Origin of the sequence: Numidum massiliense, from assembly GCF_001375555.1 — a bacterium.
In the GTDB taxonomy this organism is placed as follows: domain Bacteria; phylum Bacillota; class Bacilli; order Thermoactinomycetales; family Novibacillaceae; genus Numidum; species Numidum massiliense.
Map to the genome: position 1 here is coordinate 1,162,441 of NZ_CTDZ01000009.1, position 16,317 is coordinate 1,178,757.

16 protein-coding genes are annotated in these 16,317 nt (G+C 49.1%); 13 read left to right on the forward strand and 3 right to left on the reverse strand.

Features of this window, described 5'->3' with window-relative positions; genetic code table 11:
* Positions 1-166: 166 nt before the first annotated feature.
* The 13 genes from BN1247_RS05945 to BN1247_RS06005 all read left to right on the forward strand — a co-directional run bounded on the left by BN1247_RS05945 (position 167) and on the right by BN1247_RS06005 (position 11,940).
* On the forward strand, positions 167-883 hold the full coding sequence (locus BN1247_RS05945; RefSeq protein ID WP_054949566.1) for a response regulator transcription factor: 717 nt from the start codon (positions 167-169) through the stop codon (positions 881-883).
* A complete protein-coding gene (locus tag BN1247_RS05950; protein ID WP_390622031.1) occupies positions 880-2,709 on the forward strand; it encodes an ATP-binding protein in 1,830 nt (609 codons plus the stop codon). The genes BN1247_RS05945 and BN1247_RS05950 overlap by 4 nt, the downstream gene beginning before the upstream one ends.
* A gap of 604 nt (positions 2,710-3,313) precedes the next feature.
* Positions 3,314-3,868 carry an SseB family protein gene (locus tag BN1247_RS05955; RefSeq protein WP_054949567.1) on the forward strand — a complete coding sequence of 185 codons (555 nt, stop codon included), beginning with the start codon at positions 3,314-3,316 and terminating at the stop codon, positions 3,866-3,868.
* A gap of 163 nt (positions 3,869-4,031) precedes the next feature.
* The gene (locus BN1247_RS05960; RefSeq protein WP_054949568.1) at positions 4,032-4,403 is read left to right on the forward strand and encodes a hypothetical protein; all 372 of its coding nucleotides are present in this window, start codon (positions 4,032-4,034) and stop codon (positions 4,401-4,403) included.
* A 40-nt stretch (positions 4,404-4,443) separates the two neighbouring features.
* The gene (locus tag BN1247_RS05965; protein ID WP_054949569.1) at positions 4,444-4,779 is read left to right on the forward strand and encodes a hypothetical protein; all 336 of its coding nucleotides are present in this window, start codon (positions 4,444-4,446) and stop codon (positions 4,777-4,779) included.
* A 182-nt stretch (positions 4,780-4,961) separates the two neighbouring features.
* Positions 4,962-5,264 (forward strand): hypothetical protein, encoded by a 303-nt coding sequence (locus tag BN1247_RS05970; RefSeq protein WP_054949570.1) that lies wholly within the window; start codon positions 4,962-4,964, stop codon positions 5,262-5,264.
* 203 nt (positions 5,265-5,467) lie between these two features.
* Positions 5,468-6,733, forward strand: a complete 1,266-nt coding sequence (locus BN1247_RS05975) for a polymorphic toxin type 24 domain-containing protein (protein WP_054949571.1) — start codon at positions 5,468-5,470, stop codon at positions 6,731-6,733.
* A gap of 12 nt (positions 6,734-6,745) precedes the next feature.
* Positions 6,746-7,195, forward strand: coding sequence for a hypothetical protein (locus BN1247_RS05980; protein ID WP_054949572.1), 450 nt, complete (start codon positions 6,746-6,748; stop codon positions 7,193-7,195).
* Positions 7,196-7,619: 424 nt separating this feature from the next.
* On the forward strand, positions 7,620-7,856 hold the full coding sequence (locus BN1247_RS05985) for a hypothetical protein (RefSeq protein WP_054949573.1): 237 nt from the start codon (positions 7,620-7,622) through the stop codon (positions 7,854-7,856).
* Positions 7,857-7,984: 128 nt separating this feature from the next.
* Positions 7,985-9,466 carry an IS5 family transposase gene (locus BN1247_RS05990; RefSeq protein ID WP_054949221.1) on the forward strand — a complete coding sequence of 494 codons (1,482 nt, stop codon included), beginning with the start codon at positions 7,985-7,987 and terminating at the stop codon, positions 9,464-9,466.
* 426 nt (positions 9,467-9,892) lie between these two features.
* Positions 9,893-10,204: a transposase gene (locus BN1247_RS05995; RefSeq protein ID WP_054948915.1), complete on the forward strand. Its 312-nt coding sequence runs from the start codon at positions 9,893-9,895 to the stop codon at positions 10,202-10,204.
* A gap of 29 nt (positions 10,205-10,233) precedes the next feature.
* Complete coding sequence (locus tag BN1247_RS06000; protein ID WP_231633368.1) at positions 10,234-11,121, forward strand: IS3 family transposase; 888 nt, start codon at positions 10,234-10,236, stop codon at positions 11,119-11,121.
* 555 nt (positions 11,122-11,676) lie between these two features.
* Complete coding sequence (locus tag BN1247_RS06005) at positions 11,677-11,940, forward strand: hypothetical protein (RefSeq protein ID WP_231633168.1); 264 nt, start codon at positions 11,677-11,679, stop codon at positions 11,938-11,940.
* Positions 11,941-12,182: 242 nt separating this feature from the next.
* On the opposite strand, the gene BN1247_RS06010 is transcribed toward BN1247_RS06005, so the two are convergent.
* From BN1247_RS06010 to BN1247_RS06020, 3 genes are all read right to left on the reverse strand, one after another.
* Positions 12,183-12,932: an SDR family oxidoreductase gene (locus BN1247_RS06010; protein ID WP_054949574.1), complete on the reverse strand. Its 750-nt coding sequence runs from the start codon at positions 12,930-12,932 to the stop codon at positions 12,183-12,185.
* Between the two features lie 463 nt (positions 12,933-13,395).
* Positions 13,396-14,985, reverse strand: coding sequence for a phosphoglycerate dehydrogenase (gene serA, locus BN1247_RS06015; RefSeq protein ID WP_054949575.1), 1,590 nt, complete (start codon positions 14,983-14,985; stop codon positions 13,396-13,398).
* Positions 14,978-16,126: a pyridoxal-phosphate-dependent aminotransferase family protein gene (locus BN1247_RS06020; RefSeq protein ID WP_054951524.1), complete on the reverse strand. Its 1,149-nt coding sequence runs from the start codon at positions 16,124-16,126 to the stop codon at positions 14,978-14,980. Before BN1247_RS06020 ends, serA begins: the two co-directional genes overlap by 8 nt.
* Positions 16,127-16,317 lie beyond the last annotated feature (191 nt).

The following is a 16,317-nucleotide window of genomic DNA, read 5'->3' on the forward strand; positions in this document are numbered from 1 at the left end:
TTTTTAGGGCGGTTACCACGCATTCATACACTTGACCGATAACGTGGTATACTAACAAGAGTAGTGAAGGAGCTAGCACAGTGGCGGCAGACGGTGTGCCGTAAGCCGCCAGCTAGTATATAAATATTAATTAAAGTTGCAACGATGTTGAGGAAGGTGTATTCAAGTGGCTGAAAAAGAACGTATTCTCGTTGTCGATGATGAGGATCGCATTAGACGTCTGCTTCGGATGTATTTGGAGAGGGAGGATTACCTCATCGAGGAGGCAGCGGACGGCGATACCGCCTTACGCATGGCGTTAGAAACGGACTACGACCTCATCTTGCTCGACTTAATGTTACCTGGGATGGATGGGATCGAAGTTTGTGAGGAACTGCGCAAAAAGAAGGCGACTCCTGTCATCATGTTGACGGCGCGCGGTGAGGAAAGTAACCGGGTACAAGGGTTTGAAGTCGGTGCCGACGACTACGTCGTCAAACCGTTCAGTCCGCGCGAGATCGCCTATCGGGTAAAGGCGCTTCTTAGACGCTCGTCGACGACGGCATATTTATCAATGGAACCGAACGCGAGCAACACAATCGTCTTTCCGGACTTAACGATTGACCACGATGCGCATCGCGTCACCGCCGGCGGCCATGAAGTGAATTTAACGCCGAAGGAGTACGAGTTATTGCACTATTTGGCACAATCTCCGGATAAAGTGTTCTCGCGTGAACAATTGCTAAAAGACGTGTGGAACTATGAGTTTTTCGGCGATTTGCGCACGGTAGACACACACATTAAGCGGTTGCGGGAAAAATTAAACAAAGTATCCCCGCCAACGGCGAGCATGATTGCCACAGTGTGGGGTGTAGGATATAAATTAGAGGTTCCGAAAGAGTGATTTGGCGCAGTGTAGTCGGGAAGCTATGGATGACGATTATCGGTTTGGTCAGTGTCGTCTTGCTGATCCTTGTCGGGTTGTTGATGCAGTTTTTAGATCAGTTTTACCAACAACAACAAGAGCATGAATTGACGCGCTTGTCGCGTGACGTGTCGGACATGATCGAGTCGTACGGTAAAACCGACAGTTTAGAGTCGCGACATCACGTGTTGGAGATGGCGCAGCAACTGCTTCCCGCATATGAAACACATATGGTCGTGTTGACGAAAGAAGACGGCAAAATCAAACAAATGCCGTTCCTTAAACACACCGACTATCCGACGATCCCACTCGAAACACTTTTAGACCGCAAAAATTTCGATATTGAGAAAGTATTTGCCGGGGAAGAGCAAAAATTGCGCGGCCCGTTAAATGTGAAAGAAAACGGACACGACGAAAGTATTCCTCATTTAACGATTGCCGAGCCGATTCACGGGACGACTGGCGTGATCGGGGCACTCGTGCTTTATCAGCCGCTGTCCCAGTTGGAGGAGACGATGCAGCGGACGAAGGAGCTCGTCTTTTACGCGGCGCTCATCGGCATTTTCATGACGACTATTTTTGCTTTCTTTTTGTCGTCACGCGTTTCCCAGCCGCTCATGCAAATGAAGCAAGCGGCGGACAAAGTTGCGAAAGGGAACTTCAATTACCGCATCCCGATTCGTACGAACGACGAGATCGGCGACTTGGCGCAGACGTTTAACCGGATGGGCTCTAAGTTGGAGGAAACGATTCACGCCCTTTCACAAGAAAAAGAGCAACTTTCCTCCGTGCTAAAAAGTATGGCCGACGCTGTCATTACGGCCGACGCGAAAGGGCAAGTGATCATTACGAACCCGCCAGCACAGCATTTGCTCGAGACGTGGTCGAGCGACCACAAGGAGGAAACGCATAAGCTGCTCCCTAACGCGCCCCTGCCGGAGCCGCTCGCGGAGACGTTCAATCAAGTGGTGCGCGGGGAAAAAGAGTACATGACAGATATCGTCGTGCACGGCCGCACGTGGGCCGTCGTGATGGCTCCCCTGTATGCAGGTGAGCAACTGCGCGGCGTCGTCGCCGTGTTGCGCGATGTGACGGAAGAACGACGGACGGACAAGTTGCGTAAAGACTTTGTCGCTAATGTATCGCACGAATTGCGCACGCCGCTGGCGATGTTGCAAGGGTATAGTGAAGCGCTGCTCGACGAGATCGCGCAATCGCCGGAAGACCGTAAAGAGTTAACGCAAATCATTCACGACGAGTCGTTGCGCATGGGGCGGTTAGTGAAAGAGCTGTTAGATTTGGCGTTAATGGAAGCGGGCACGGTGCGCATTCAGCCGCACGAAATGACCGCTCAAGAGCTCGTCCTGCGCGTCGTACGCAAGTTCCAAGGACTCGCACAAGAAAAAGGGCTGACGGTTGAGGCGAAGGTAACAGAGGAACCGCTGCGCGTTCGGCTAGACGAAGACAGTATCGAGCAAGTGTGTATTAATCTAATCGAAAATGCGATTCGCCATACGCCGGAAGGCGGGACGATTACGCTGTCGGTCGATCCGTCGAAAGAAGGGGTCGTCTTCAAAGTGCGCGACACGGGAAGCGGCATTCCGGAACAAGACTTGCCCTTCGTCTTTGAACGGTTTTATAAAGCGGATAAGGCGCGCACGCGCAGTCGCTCCGGCACGGGGTTAGGACTGTCGATCGCCAAACACATCGTGGAAGCGCACGGCGGTACGATCTCGGTCGAAAGTACAGTAGGCGAAGGGACGACATTTACACTGCGCATACCGAATGTTAGCGAGGGTGAGTGAGGCGCGATAGGCGAACCGTGAGGGCGAGCTGCAAAGGACGGCGCAGTATAACAACCGTTGAGTAACCGCGCAGCGAGAGATGTGCGACGCAGGTCGTTGTGTCGCAGGTCGTGGTGTCAAGCAACCACCGTGACGTTGACCTTGAATGGGCGATCTGTGAATGACGTTTGTGAATGGTTTGGTGTTAGTTGTAGTGTAGTTTAGTTGTACTGTAGTTTAGGTGTATGTGGTGACGCGTATAAAGGCGCTTATAAATAGCACGAGATGAAGAGGCGAGCTCTGATTGGCGGGAGCTCGCCTTTTTTGGGTGCGCCCAAGGTGAAAGTCTCGCAGAATGCACACTGTTGCCGCTAGTTGGATAATGGGGCAGATATGTAGTATAGGTGTGGAAAGATAGCACCCTTATATAGGAAACTAAAAAGTAAGCAAGGTGACATTGTATGCGAAATCTCCTTTTGTGAGATTTTTTGGTCAGAAGTGCAAAAAAGGTATTGAAAGGTCAGTACAATAGCTTATATTAGACTTATGGGTTAATAATGCGTAATTAAATGATTAATAATTGATTTGTATAGAGACAATGGTCTACGAAGGAGGGCGGGTGCTAATGGGTAATGAGACAACCACATCGAATGACACATTAAAGGCTCATGAGGTGTCTGAGGCTATAGCTGATGAAACAAAACTAAACGCGTTAGAAAAATCGCTTTTGGAAGCGTATCAACAACCCGAGAAAATAGCGGATTTTTATCGGCTATTGGCCGAGTCCGAGTTGTGCGTCTTAGGCACTCTCGAGGAAGGGACGGGAGCCACAGGAGAAAGTGAGATGCTCCTTCACCTGCAATACGTGGAAGAAGGCGGGAAGCTGCTGCTGCCGATTTTTTCTTCTCTGCACGCGCTCGAGCAATTTATTGCCGAAGACTCGCCGTACGTGGAGCTGCCTGCTCGTGAGTTGTTGCAAGTGGTAGACGATGAGGCGATCGTCGTCATGAATCCAGGGACCGTCCTTTCGAAAATATTCGTGCCGGAGGAAATGGCGCGTATCTTAAGCGGTGAGATTCTAGAGTTGTTTGCACCGGAGAATATGACGCTTGCACCGGAGCAAATGACGTCAGAGGCACTTGGGAACCCACCGGATGAGCCGCAAGAGAATCGCCGCTGAAGCATAATTGGTAGTGAGTAATCACTAGGGATAACCGCTGGGATTAATTGCCAAAGGTCATTACTAGAAAGCAATCGTAAACAAATAAATTACCGAAACAAGGTAATTACCGAAAATAATCGTTGTCCACGAGATACATCGACGCCGAAAGAGGTGAACGCCGATGAGTTATGATTCACGTATCAATCATCTACAACAAGTGATTGCCGAGCTGACACATGCCCCAAAAGTTGAGGCTGTCGACCTTTCCCCTGCCGATGCATCGAATTGGGACAATAGTTTGTCGCAAGGGGCCTACCGCCAACTCACGCGGGAGCTAGACGACTACTTCTCGTTGTGCGAGGACTACGTCGGTTATTGTGTCCAAGCGTTAAGGCGACGATTGGCACAAGTCGAACAGCAAAAACAGGATGAATATACGCGACATCAAGCGATTTTGTCGGCAAAAACGAATGCAAAGGAACGCAGTGACTATCTCGCGAATACACCGATGGATCCGAGTGTGAAGGCGATGCTTTCGGGTGCTATGTGGTAGGGAAGGGAAAAAACCTATTCTATAGTGGGAGGCGATGTCAGTGGAAACTGTCATTAGCGGTGGGGCTAGTCGAGGCGCGGCCACCATCCTATACGATGCGACTGCTTCAAGGGGAGGCATCCGTAAGGTTCAAAGTGCCTTAGCGAACTATCGCACGTCGACGGAACAGCTGAGTGTCACGTTTAACCGTGTGTTAGAAGAGTTGAAAGGTGAGACGGCCCAATCGTTCAAAAGTACCGCCCAGGATTACATCCAAACCGCACAAATGGCGGAAGAATACTTGCAGGTTTTTATTGATCTGATGTATTTAGTCGATGACCAGCTGAGCCAGTCCGAACAGGAAAGTCAACACATGATGAATCGCATCTCTCTATAAAATTGGCACCGCCCCTCTAGAAAACAGCATCTTTCTTAGGGACAGTTGCGATACTTGTAGGATTTGAACAAAAGTTAAAAGGGGTAGGGGCACAGCAATGGATGTAAGCCCTTTATTTGGGGGTTTACTGGTTGGGAAGCTTACAGTGGTCTGAAAGACTGACAGTGGGGAGGGGGATTCGCGTGGCGGAACAAATCCTAATCAGTCCGGCACGGATGAAAGAACTGCATACGGCAATTGAACGGGGAACGACGGATGTGCAGCAAATGATCGATGGGCTCGTCGACTACAAAGGGCTACTCGACGCCCAAGGCATCAGTGAAAGCAGCCTTGTGTCTACATACAACTATTGCGACGCGCTCATTAGTATGATGGAGCTTTTGTCCGACAGTTTACAGCTACTAGGGGAAAACGCTACGCAAATTAGCGAAACCTTTCGCGCGACCGATGAAGACCTGGCGATGGTCCCTTGTCGTGACGGGTAGCGATTAGCGTGGTGGAATGTGCCCACCGAATGTGTTGATTGAATGTGTCGTCAACAGAAACGAAAAAGTAATTGCTCGCTTAAAATCGACAGCATTAAAGACTCAACAGGACACCCAGAAACGGCCAACAGGATGAGCCGACGGAGAAGAAGCGAGTGAAACCTTTCATTAAGAATCAGGTAACTACGTAAAGAGGTGATCCTATGAGTCGACTTGTCGTTCGCACCGCGCCAATTGGGGACTATTTGCGGGAAGGGTATAATAAATACTCGCGGCAAGGAGATATTCTTGCAGAGTACTTAACGATCTTAAAGCGCGCGCGAAAAGTTCTTGCTCCAGAAGATTTAGCCGTGGTAGACTATGAAATAAGCACCCTAGAAAAGAAGGCAGCCCACTACATCGACGACATCTTCCCCCAACTCCACCAGCTGCCAATCGCCACCAAGCCGATCGAACCTTACGAAGAAGCCGTGAGCCGTATCCAGCAGTTCGTCTACGACCATCAAATCCCGACATTCATCACCGAAATTAACAAGATCCATCCGATCAACCGAACGAGAGCGCCGGAAGGTGTCGGCGAATTCGGTGAAGACGGTTTAGAAGTGGAAGCGGTTGACGGGGAGGGAGAGGTGGACGACGCTTCACTGCTCGAGAGTATTCTAGCCGGGATTTGGGACGGCGTCAAAAACGTGCTGATCGACACGTGGGAAGGCCTGATCGCTCTATTTGACCCTGACACATGGCGCGCCATCGCAGAAGCCCTCGCGGATCCAATTGCTACGTTAGAGAACATTTGGGAGACTATTTCCGACTCATTCCAGGAGATGGTCATTGACGGCGATGCGCGCAGTCGGGCAGAGTGGTTTACGTATGCCGTAGGGACAGTCGTAGCGTCTGTGATCGGGACGAAGGGTGCAGATAAGGTTGCAGCAGCGACTAAACTTGTTACTAAATCGACAAAGCTACCGGAATTAGCTTCTAAAGCTAAAGTGAAAACGGGGATTGCCAAGCAGAAAGTTGCGCATCATGTGAGGAAGTCTTTGGAGCAGTCGCGACAAAAGTTCGGGGAGTTAAAACACGCCATTTGTGATTTGAAGAATTCTAGGCGCTTTGTAACGCCCGATGGACAGGTTTATCGAATTTCTCCTCGGGATGTGGATCCACCAAATCCTAGTAGATCGAATACAAGAAAAAGAGGAAGAAATAAACCTAAGGAATATGGGATTCCTGATTCTACTGAAGTTATTTGGGATAAAAGTGGTAAAATAATTAAATACATTACATATGGATCTGACGGAAAAATAATAAAGGAGGTTAGAATCGTAGGAAAGGATCACGGTTCAATTCCAAGACCAAATGTAAAGGAGCCAAATTACAATATCAACCCTATAACGGGGGAAAAATTTCAAAATGACTATAAGGTAAGAGCTGTACGACCAGACGAATTGCCCAGGAATATCAGGAAATAAGGGGGTAAGGAAATGTTTAAAGATGAATTAATCAAGGAATTTGTCGATTGGAAAAATGCAAATCCACAAGGATTTAACTGGTGGAACTATGTAAATATAAAGGCGGATTTACAAACCGCGCTGGCATTTGCACGATTTTTTTACCCTGATATCATTGAGATCGATGGTCTATTTTTATTAAAGGATAAGTTTTCCCAGAAAAATTATGAGTCATGGCGCAACGAGTGCAAGGGAGATAAAAAATGTATAGAAAAGATGATGAATCTATATCAGGTCGATGACTTTTTCCACATCAATACCGATGATGACGGGAATATAGAAGAACAGGTTAGGGTCCTTGGAAATATATTAAAGACTTTTTGGTCCATGAGCTTCAAAGACAGATTTCCGGATAGATGTATTAAAGTTATGGTTTTTGAAGATGGTGGAGATTATTTCATTACCGTGTTTGAAGGCTCTTAAACCCTTGACACATAGGTGTGTTGATGAACTTGACTTGCCTACGCAAGCCCCCTTCTGAAATCTCTCGGAGCTGGCAAGGGAAAATTGTATTTCGAAAACGGGTGTCTGAAATGGATTGATCTATCAGAGAAATCATCAGTTCAGTCATGGGCCTGTTTTTACTAACCGAACTTTGATAGGCCTGCCCAAAGATTCGGTTATTTTTCCTTGATAATAAGCACCCCAGAAAATAAGGCAGCCCACTACATCAACGACATTTTCCCCCAACTACACCAGGTGCCGATTGAAGGTTCTTCTCAATACTTGGAAGGGACTTATCGGTCTACTCGATTTGGACACGTGGCGGGCAATTGCAGAAGCGCTTGCGGATCCATGGCAAGCATTAAAGGATATTTGGGAGACCATTTCAGACTCGTTTTAAGAGATGGTCATTAACGCCGACGCGCGTAGTCGGGCGGAATGGTTTACTTATGCTGTAGGTAGTGTAGTGGCATCGATTATTGGGACTAAAGGACTCGATAAGGTTGCGGCAGCCGCAAAACTCGTTACCAAAACGACAAAAATCTCAGAATTAGCTTCTAAAGCTAAGGTTAAAACGGGGATTGCCAATCAAAAGGTTGCACATCAAATATTTACAATTCCCTTGATGGGAAATCACTGAATTAAGGAGGAGTAGGAATTGGATTTAGAATTGAGTCCTGAGATAAGAAAAGCTTTAGAAGCCCGGTGAAAAAGTCGTCATCGAAGTTATAATCGTATAAAATAGAGTGAGTGACAAGATCTTGTGAAATGAGCGTGAGAGCCTTGAAAGCACAAAAATCATCCGCAACCCAACCGCAACTGTTTCAATTCATCGATATGGAAGCACTCATACCCAAAAGTCATATTTTACGACAATTAAATGAAGCGATCGATTTCTCCTGCGTTTACGACTGGGTGGCTCCGTTATATACGGAACGAAGTGGACGACCGGCTGCCGACCCGGAACGCATCGTGCGATTGATCCTACTTTCCTATTTATTTAACCACTCCGAACGCGGCCTGTATGAGATACTTCCTATGCATGCGGGATACTTGTGGTTCTGTGGGCTCGATTTTGAATCAATTCAACATCCTGATCCCTCCCGCCCATCGCTACCGGATCGGACGACGCTTGTCAAGACTCGGAAACTTTGGCGGCAACACGGTATATTTGAAAAGCTTATGGTTCATGTAATCAATCAATGTATTGCAGCAGGATTGGTCAAGCCCGATGTTCACGTTGGCGTCGACGGGACTCAGGTGCGGGCTAACGCTTCGATTCACAGCTTAAAAGAAATGACTTGTACACCCGTAGAGTCCATTGAGGACTATTTGGCGAGAATCGCTCAACAAGACGGTCAAGCTGAACCGTCTTCATCGCCTCATGACACCGACGATGACCCGCCATCGTCTCCCGGTTCAGCCGACAAAGCATCGAGAAAAAAACAGGGACTGCAGGAAGAAGCCACACATGAGAACTTTCACGGAAAGACTTTTTCTAACGCGACACACCGCAGTAAAACAGACCCTGATGCACGGTTGTATAAAAAGGCAAAGGGGCAAGAGGCTCACCTACGGTATTTAATACACAATGTAACAGATGTCACATCGGGCGTCATTTTGTCGACACAAGCCAGCATAGCATCTGGAGTGGCTGAACGTGAAACGAGCATGCAACAACTTGCGGCGATTCGTTTTTGTCATCCGACCATTCGTGTGTGCACCCTTTCAGCCGATAAAGCATACGGTACGCCAGACTACTTGAATGCCCTGTTCGAACAGGGGATGATCCCCTTGGTTTCTTTGCGAAATCTAACATTAGAGGACGTCCCTACATGGAAACGCCAAACGCGAAACCCTAAATTACAACGCAAACGGCTGGCCAAAGTCAAGGCCGTTCAGGTTAAGAATAAAGCGAGACTTATTCAGCTATCTAGTAAGTATCGCCACCTCCAAAAGCTACGCACGCGATGCGAGCATATATTTGCCGAGAGTAAATGTGATCACGGACTCGACCGCGCACGCAGCCGGGGACTAGACTGCATGCAAGAACAAGCGCTATTGACAGCAATGGTTCAGAACCTCAAAAGACTTTGCCGGTTCCGGTTTAAGAAAAAACCAACTCAAACCGGGATTTTGGCATGCCAAAATCCAACTCGCAGGACAATAGGGACAAAGGTTTCCATGTTTTTTTCGTCACTATTATCGTTAATCGCTTCGCTTCACTTACAGGTAAGGCGGTTTAGTTGATTTAAATCACCGGGCTTTTAGAAGGTATTGGTTTTATTGAACGGTATTCAGATCTGTCAAAGGAATATTCTTTTGATCTAGACGATTCCTTTGAAGATTATTCTAATGAGAAGGTATTAGGGGTCATTAATGAACTGGGCTATAATGCAAGGTATTATAAGGGGGAGGATTTCTTTAAGATCGTTGATAAACATCCCCCTTATAAGTTTAATCTTAATCTTAGATTCAAATACGGAGTTGTGGAATTTGTATGGTCCATTTGGAAGGATGATGAGATACAAATAGGAATGCCTTGGGGTTTCTTAAAGGACTTACTGGATGGTAAGGATGAAAGAGTGAGCAAGCCCATTTCTATTAAGCCCCTATAGTAACTTGGACATCACTAAACACTTTAAGTTATACTAGTGATGAAAGGGGCAGAATCAAATGAAACGCCGTCAGTTCACCAAGGAATTTAAAATCCAAGTCGCAAAGGAAGCCATGGAGGTTGGTAACCAAGCGCTAGTTGCTCGCCGCTATGATCTCGGTTCTAACTTGCTTAACCGATGGGTTCGCGAATATAAGGACGGGCACTACGGGGACGTCCCGATCGAATCCGCCCAACCACGCGAATTCAGTGATCTTGCTCAGGAAAATGATCAGCTAAAACGGTTGTTGGGCGAAAAGGATTTAGAAATTGCCATTTTGCGTGATCTTGTAAAAAAGCAGCACCCTCACTTGCTGAAAAGATTGAAGTAGCGGACAAGTGGATTTCTAAGGGATACCCGATCCAAACCGTTTTACGGATTGTCCACGTACCGCGTTCCACCTATTACTATCAGAAACACTATCGGGTGAAGGAGAAGAAAGTAAGTGGGGGGAGACCGGCACCAGGTTACTCCTTCACAAACAGCGGGCAAAAAGTGTCCGACGAACAAATTAAAGAATGGCTTATGGAGCTCGTCTCGGGTGATGGCTACGCGTATGGGTACCGAAAATTAACGGTGGCGCTCCGTTCGACGTACGATTTAGTCATTAATAAGAAAAAAGTGTACCGTCTCTGCAAACGGTTAGGCATCTTACTGCCGCAGCGACGGAAGCGAATCCGCCACCCTAGGCGCCTTGCACGTAACCGCCTCGTTGAGCGATCGAATGAGCTGTGGGAAACAGACATCAAGTATGGGTACATTGCCGGAGAAAACCGCTTTTTCTTCCTGCTTTCCTACATTGACGTTTATGACCGTTCGATTATTGACTATCATGTTGGATTAGCTTGCGAAGGTCAAGACGCTGTTCAGGTGCTACAACGAGCGCTTTCGACACGCGGGCTTCAGGAGGCACAAGAAAAGCCGATCATCCGGACGGACAATGGTCCACAGTTCGTATCTAAAGTATTCGAAGAAGCTTGTGAACACTACGGTTGTGAGCACGAACGTATTCCGCCGAACACACCGAATAAAAATGCCCATATTGAGGCGTTTCATCGGATCGTTGAGGACGAATGCTTCAACAAGTATTCCTTTGAGACGTACGAGGAAGCATATCGTACCGTCATAGGCTTTATGGACTTTTATAACAACCGCCGCATACACGGTAGTATTGGGGACATGAGCCCCGCGCAGTTTTTCCATGCGCATCAAACATCTTCGTTGCGCACGAAAGCCGTTCGACTCTGATCCTTCCCTTTCGTCTTCCAAGCCAACAGCCGCTGTAAGACGTGACGTCAAGGGCGAGCGAAAGCGAGGGCGTAGCCTTTACCCTTGACGGAAGGTCTGAAGCGACTACACTTCTATTGACGAAAGGAAGCGAGAACCAGAGATAACGTGAGCTTGTAGTTATGTATGTCCAGTTTTAAGGGGTTTATCCGATTTTCCGAAACTACGATGATTTAAAGGAAATATTGACAAAGGCATTTAGTATGTATGAGGATTTTAAGCGAAAGTTAATCGCCACGGGGGATATATAATCCTCAGAAACATATGATGACCCTTTTTATAACCGAGCTTTGGTAAGCTTCAATCACTCAAGGTTCGGTTATTTTGTCTGAATAATAACAGACGTCCTGAGAAGAAGGCAGATGCCATGGGAAGCAAAATCATTGACTAGGAGGATGATGGCATGGATAAGTTTCCTTACTTTAAATGTTCTGTTCCAATAATCTCTGAGAAGGACATCCATGGAGTAGCCCAAATAATCTCCGACAAATTATTTAAAGGGTTTCTTTTGGAGGTTTGGAAAATTATATTTACGAAGAAGTGCCCGCAATATATATTGATGGGTCCATTTTGGGATTAGAGGTAGTCATTCAAGGTTTTGGAGGAGAGCACGGTTATGTTTTGGAAGTTAATAATTTTCCGGATATAGAACCCGAGGATGTAGCTGAAAAAGACATCGATATTACGGGATATGTAGCTTCCTTGTTAGAAGGAACTAACGGTATCGAGATTGTGTATCAACAAATTAAAGAGAAAGGTTATATTAAAATAACTGAGTAACATGGTCAGTTGAAGTGGAATAAGGGAAAATCAGATGATTCCACCTTATTTATATTAAACACCTATTATGCATTGTATTATATTTGTGGTTTGTTCCCAAACAGGTGGGGTTCACCGAAAACATCCAATGAGAACACGATATAAAGAGCGCCTCCTGTATGCTGGGTTCCGAGTTTCCCCTTATCACTTCCCCGCGATCCCTGTAGACGGCGGATCGCGGGGAATGTTAGCATTGGCAGTACTTATTTTTGCAACTCTGGCGGAACCTGCGGGCGCATGACCACTTGGTTGAGAATGACTCCTTCTGGAGCAGTCACCATATCGTACGCAACTTTTGCCACGTGTTCCGGTTTGAGTGAGTACGACTTTGCCGGTGTACCTGCAAAGTCCGTTTGGATCGAACCCGGACAAATGACGGACACGCGTACTTGGTGTGGCTTTAGCTCCTCGGTCAACACATCGGTGAGCGCCATAAGTCCGAATTTAGACGCGCAGTAGCCGCCTCCGCCTTTAAATGTCACCGTACCGGCAACGCTGGAAATGTTGACGATGTGGCCCGCTTGGCGCTCGATGAAGTGCGGGATGGCGTATTTGCACGTTAAGTACGGCGCTTTTAAGTTGACGGCCATCATCGTGTCCCAATCTTCTTCCGCAATCTCGTGCACAGGTGCATAGCTGCCGACGCCAGCGTTGTTGATAAGCACGTCGATTTGCCCGTACTTGTCGAGAGTGAAACGGATTAAATCTTCTACTTCATTTGCGACGGTCAAATCACAGGCGTGAGGGACGATCGTGCCACTCCCTAAGACACCGTTTTCTGTATCGTTTGTTTTGCAATTATGCCATTCGTCGGCCAACTGTTGTAAGGCGTCTTTGCTGCGGGCGGTGGCAATGACCGTTGCCCCTCCATCAGCGAAGCGGGTGGCGATGCTCCGCCCGAGGCCGCGGCTCGCTCCAGTGACGATGACGACTTTATTCGCAAGTGGCTGCATAGGGCATGCTCCTTTCAGGTAAAACAGGATTAATTTGTACGTATCTCCCTTAGCGTATCAAAGCTGAGCGCTGCCGTCTAACGGTCTACGTCACACGGTCGCCTTTAGATACCCGAGGGGGTACACTGAATATAATTGCTGGATAGTTGTGCTGAATAGTTCCACTGGATCGCTTTGCTGGTATTGTAACCCTAGATCGTAACCCTCGATTGTTCTGCCGAATAGTTCCACTGGATTTTTCTGCTGGGTAGTATCCCTCGATTGTTCTGCTGGATAGTGTCTCTCAATTGTTCTGCTGGATAGTACCCCTAGATAGTTCTTCTCGATGGTTTCGCTGGATCGTTCTGCTTGATTCCCATGTCATGTCCATCGTTCTTGGGGGGAAAGTGACGTAGGGACGAGGAGTAGCATCCCGTCCCTACTTTTAAATGTGCGTGAGAAGTACATAAAAAAGGCAGTGCGTTTACAGCAAGTCAATCTCGGTGACAGAGTCGATTCCCTCGATGTCGCTCAGCGTTGCCAGTAAGTCTTCCGGGACTTGCTTGTCGACGCTCAAGAGCATGATTGCCTGTCCACCGATGTCGCGCCGGCCGACTTGCATCGTGGCGATGTTTATGCCGAGATTGCCGAGCGCGGTGCCGACGCGGCCGATCGCCCCGGGGCGGTCTTGGTGTTTGACGTACAGCAAGTGGCCGTCCGGTAGCAAGTCGATGCTGTAGTCGTTAATTTTTACGATGCGTGCCCCGAATCCGTTCACGAGGGTGCCAGCGACGCGATGTTCTTCGCGCGACGTGCGGATGTGGACGGTAATTAAGTTCGTAAAAGCGCGACTAGCGGAGGAGCGCTGTTCCGTGACGTCGAGGCCACGCGCTTTTGCCAGTAGCGGTGCATTGACGTAATTGACGTCTTGCAAGTAGCACGATAACGCCCCTTTGAGGATCATGCGCGTCAGTGGCGACGTGTCGAATTCGTTCAGGTCGCCGGCGTACGTAATCGTCATTTGTTCTAATGCGCCATTCGTCGCTTGGACGACAAAACTGCCGAGCTTTTCTGCTAATTGTTGGTATGGCTCGATTTGCGCCTGTAGTTCGGCTGGCACGGACGGTAAGTTGACCGCGTTTTTAAACGTTTCCCCGCGCAGGACGTGTAACACTTCTTCCGAGACGTCGATAGCGACATTTTCTTGTGCTTCGACGGTGGATGCGCCTAAGTGCGGCGTGACGATAACACGGGGGTGGGCGAGCAGCGGATTCGTTTCTGGCGTGGCCGGTTCACTCTCGAATACGTCGAGGGCGGCGCCGGCGACTTTGCCCGCTTCGAGTGCCGCGAGCAGCGCCTGTTCGTCGACGATGCCGCCGCGGGCGCAGTTGAGAATGCGTACACCGTCTTTCATTTGCGCAAAAGCTTGCTCGTCGATTAAGTGGCGCGTTTCTTTAATTAACGGCGTATGCACCGTAATAAAGTCGCTCTCGCGATATAACTGGGCAAGATCCGTTTTCGCAATGCCGAGCTGTTTAGCCCGCTCCTTCGTCAAATACGGGTCAAAGCCGAGGATGGTCATACCGAACGCTTTTGCCCGTTTCGACACTTCGGTGCCGATGCGACCCATGCCGACGACGCCAAGCGTTTTGCCACGCAATTCGACGCCGACGTACGCTTTGCGATCCCACTTCCCGCCTGTAAGGGAATGGTACGCTTGCGGGATGTTGCGCGCTAAGGCGAGCAGCATGGCAAACGTGTGCTCTGATGTGGAGACGGTGTTGCCGTCGGGGGCGTTGAGGACAATGACGCCGTGCTCGGTGGCGGCGCGCACGTCGATGTTGTCGACGCCGACGCCGGCGCGTCCGACGACTTTTAAGTTTTTTCCTGCTTCAAGTACGGCGGCGGTCACTTGCGTCTGACTGCGCACGAGCAACGCGTCGAAAGGGGCGATCACTTCGAGCAGTTCCTCTTCGCTGAGGCCGATTTTTTTCACTAAGTTGACGTCTTCTGCCTTGATCAGTTGCTGAATGCCGTGTTCACTTAACGGATCTGTCATGAGGACGTTATACATGTGCCCATACCTCCTCGGCTGCTTGTACACCACGTCCCAGTTCAATCGGGACGTGCAATTTTTTTAGTGCGACTTCGAGTGTGGCGATGACGGCGAGAATGTCGCCCGGTTCACAGTAACCCATATGCCCGATGCGGAAGATTTTTCCTTTCAAATGTTGTTGTCCACCGGCGACGACGACGTTTAGTTGGCGCAGTGTTTGCCGCAATGTTTCGACGTCAAAAGCGTCCGTGCCGTACAGCGACGTGACGGTCGGCGACGCTGCTTCGTCCGTCGTCATGAGCGGCAGCTCGAGCGCGCGGGCGGCGGCACGCGTCATGTTCATCATCAGATTGTGGCGGGCGATCACTTGCGCAAGGCCTTGTTCTTCGAACATATCTAGCACTTCCCCCAACCCGAACAACAGTGAGACAGCGGGTGTGTACGGGGTAGTGTGCTTGGCAAGACTTTTTCTGTAGGTGCGTAAGTCTAAGTAGAAGCGAGGGGTGTCGTTTTGTTCGATCACTTGCCACGCTTTCTCACTGACGGCGACTAAGGCGAGACCGGCGGGTAGCATGAGTGCTTTCTGCGAGCCGGTGACGACGATGTCGATGCCCCAATTGTCCATCTCGAGCGGGACGGCGCCTAGGCAGCTGACAGCGTCGACGATGCTGAGTGCGTCCGTTTCTTCTCGGATCACTTTCGCGAGTTCCTGTACCGGGTTGAGCACGCCAGTTGACGTTTCACAGTACGTCATAAAAACAGCTTTACTCTGCGGGTGTTGTTGCAAATGCGTGCGCAATGTATCCGGTGTGCAGGCTTCGCCCCATGGAATGTCGAGGCGGTGCACGGTACAGCCGTACGTTTCTGTCAGTTTAGCGAAGCGGTCGCCGAAGGCGCCGGTAACGACGACGGTCACTTTGTCGCCGGCAGCCACCGTATTTGCGACAGCGGCTTCGAGCGCGGATGTGCCGCTCCCCGTTAAGATGAGGACGTCCTGTGCCGTGCCAAATAGCGGGCGCAACTTAGCGCTACACTCGGCGATGAGCGCGGAGCAGTCGGCGCTGCGGTGGCCGATCATCGGTCGGTTCATCGCTTGTTGGACGCGCGGTGGAATCGGCGTCGGACCTGGGGTGTGTAAGCGAAATTTGTCTTTGAACAGCATAGTTTCTATCCCTCCACAGTAATAATAAAGTAATAAAAAAACCGCCCCACACTACGTCTGTAGTGAGGGGCGGGGGACCGCGGTACCACCCTCGTGCGTTGCGCGTTCACACGCGCAACCTCTTAAGGTTCGTTAACCTAAGCGATAACGGGGCTACCGAGTAAACTTACTGCCAAATGTTCGGGTTC

Coding starts and splice junctions, on each gene's coding strand:
- BN1247_RS05960 (WP_054949568.1), top strand. CDS start 4,032: ATGAGTTATGATTCACGTATCAATCATCTACAACAAGTGATTGCCGAG.
- BN1247_RS05985 (WP_054949573.1), top strand. CDS start 7,620: ATGGTCATTAACGCCGACGCGCGTAGTCGGGCGGAATGGTTTACTTAT.
- BN1247_RS06010 (WP_054949574.1), bottom strand. CDS start 12,932: ATGCAGCCACTTGCGAATAAAGTCGTCATCGTCACTGGAGCGAGCCGC.
- BN1247_RS05975 (WP_054949571.1), top strand. CDS start 5,468: ATGAGTCGACTTGTCGTTCGCACCGCGCCAATTGGGGACTATTTGCGG.
- BN1247_RS05995 (WP_054948915.1), top strand. CDS start 9,893: ATGAAACGCCGTCAGTTCACCAAGGAATTTAAAATCCAAGTCGCAAAG.
- BN1247_RS05980 (WP_054949572.1), top strand. CDS start 6,746: ATGTTTAAAGATGAATTAATCAAGGAATTTGTCGATTGGAAAAATGCA.
- BN1247_RS05990 (WP_054949221.1), top strand. CDS start 7,985: ATGAGCGTGAGAGCCTTGAAAGCACAAAAATCATCCGCAACCCAACCG.
- serA (WP_054949575.1), bottom strand. CDS start 14,985: ATGTATAACGTCCTCATGACAGATCCGTTAAGTGAACACGGCATTCAG.
- BN1247_RS05955 (WP_054949567.1), top strand. CDS start 3,314: ATGGGTAATGAGACAACCACATCGAATGACACATTAAAGGCTCATGAG.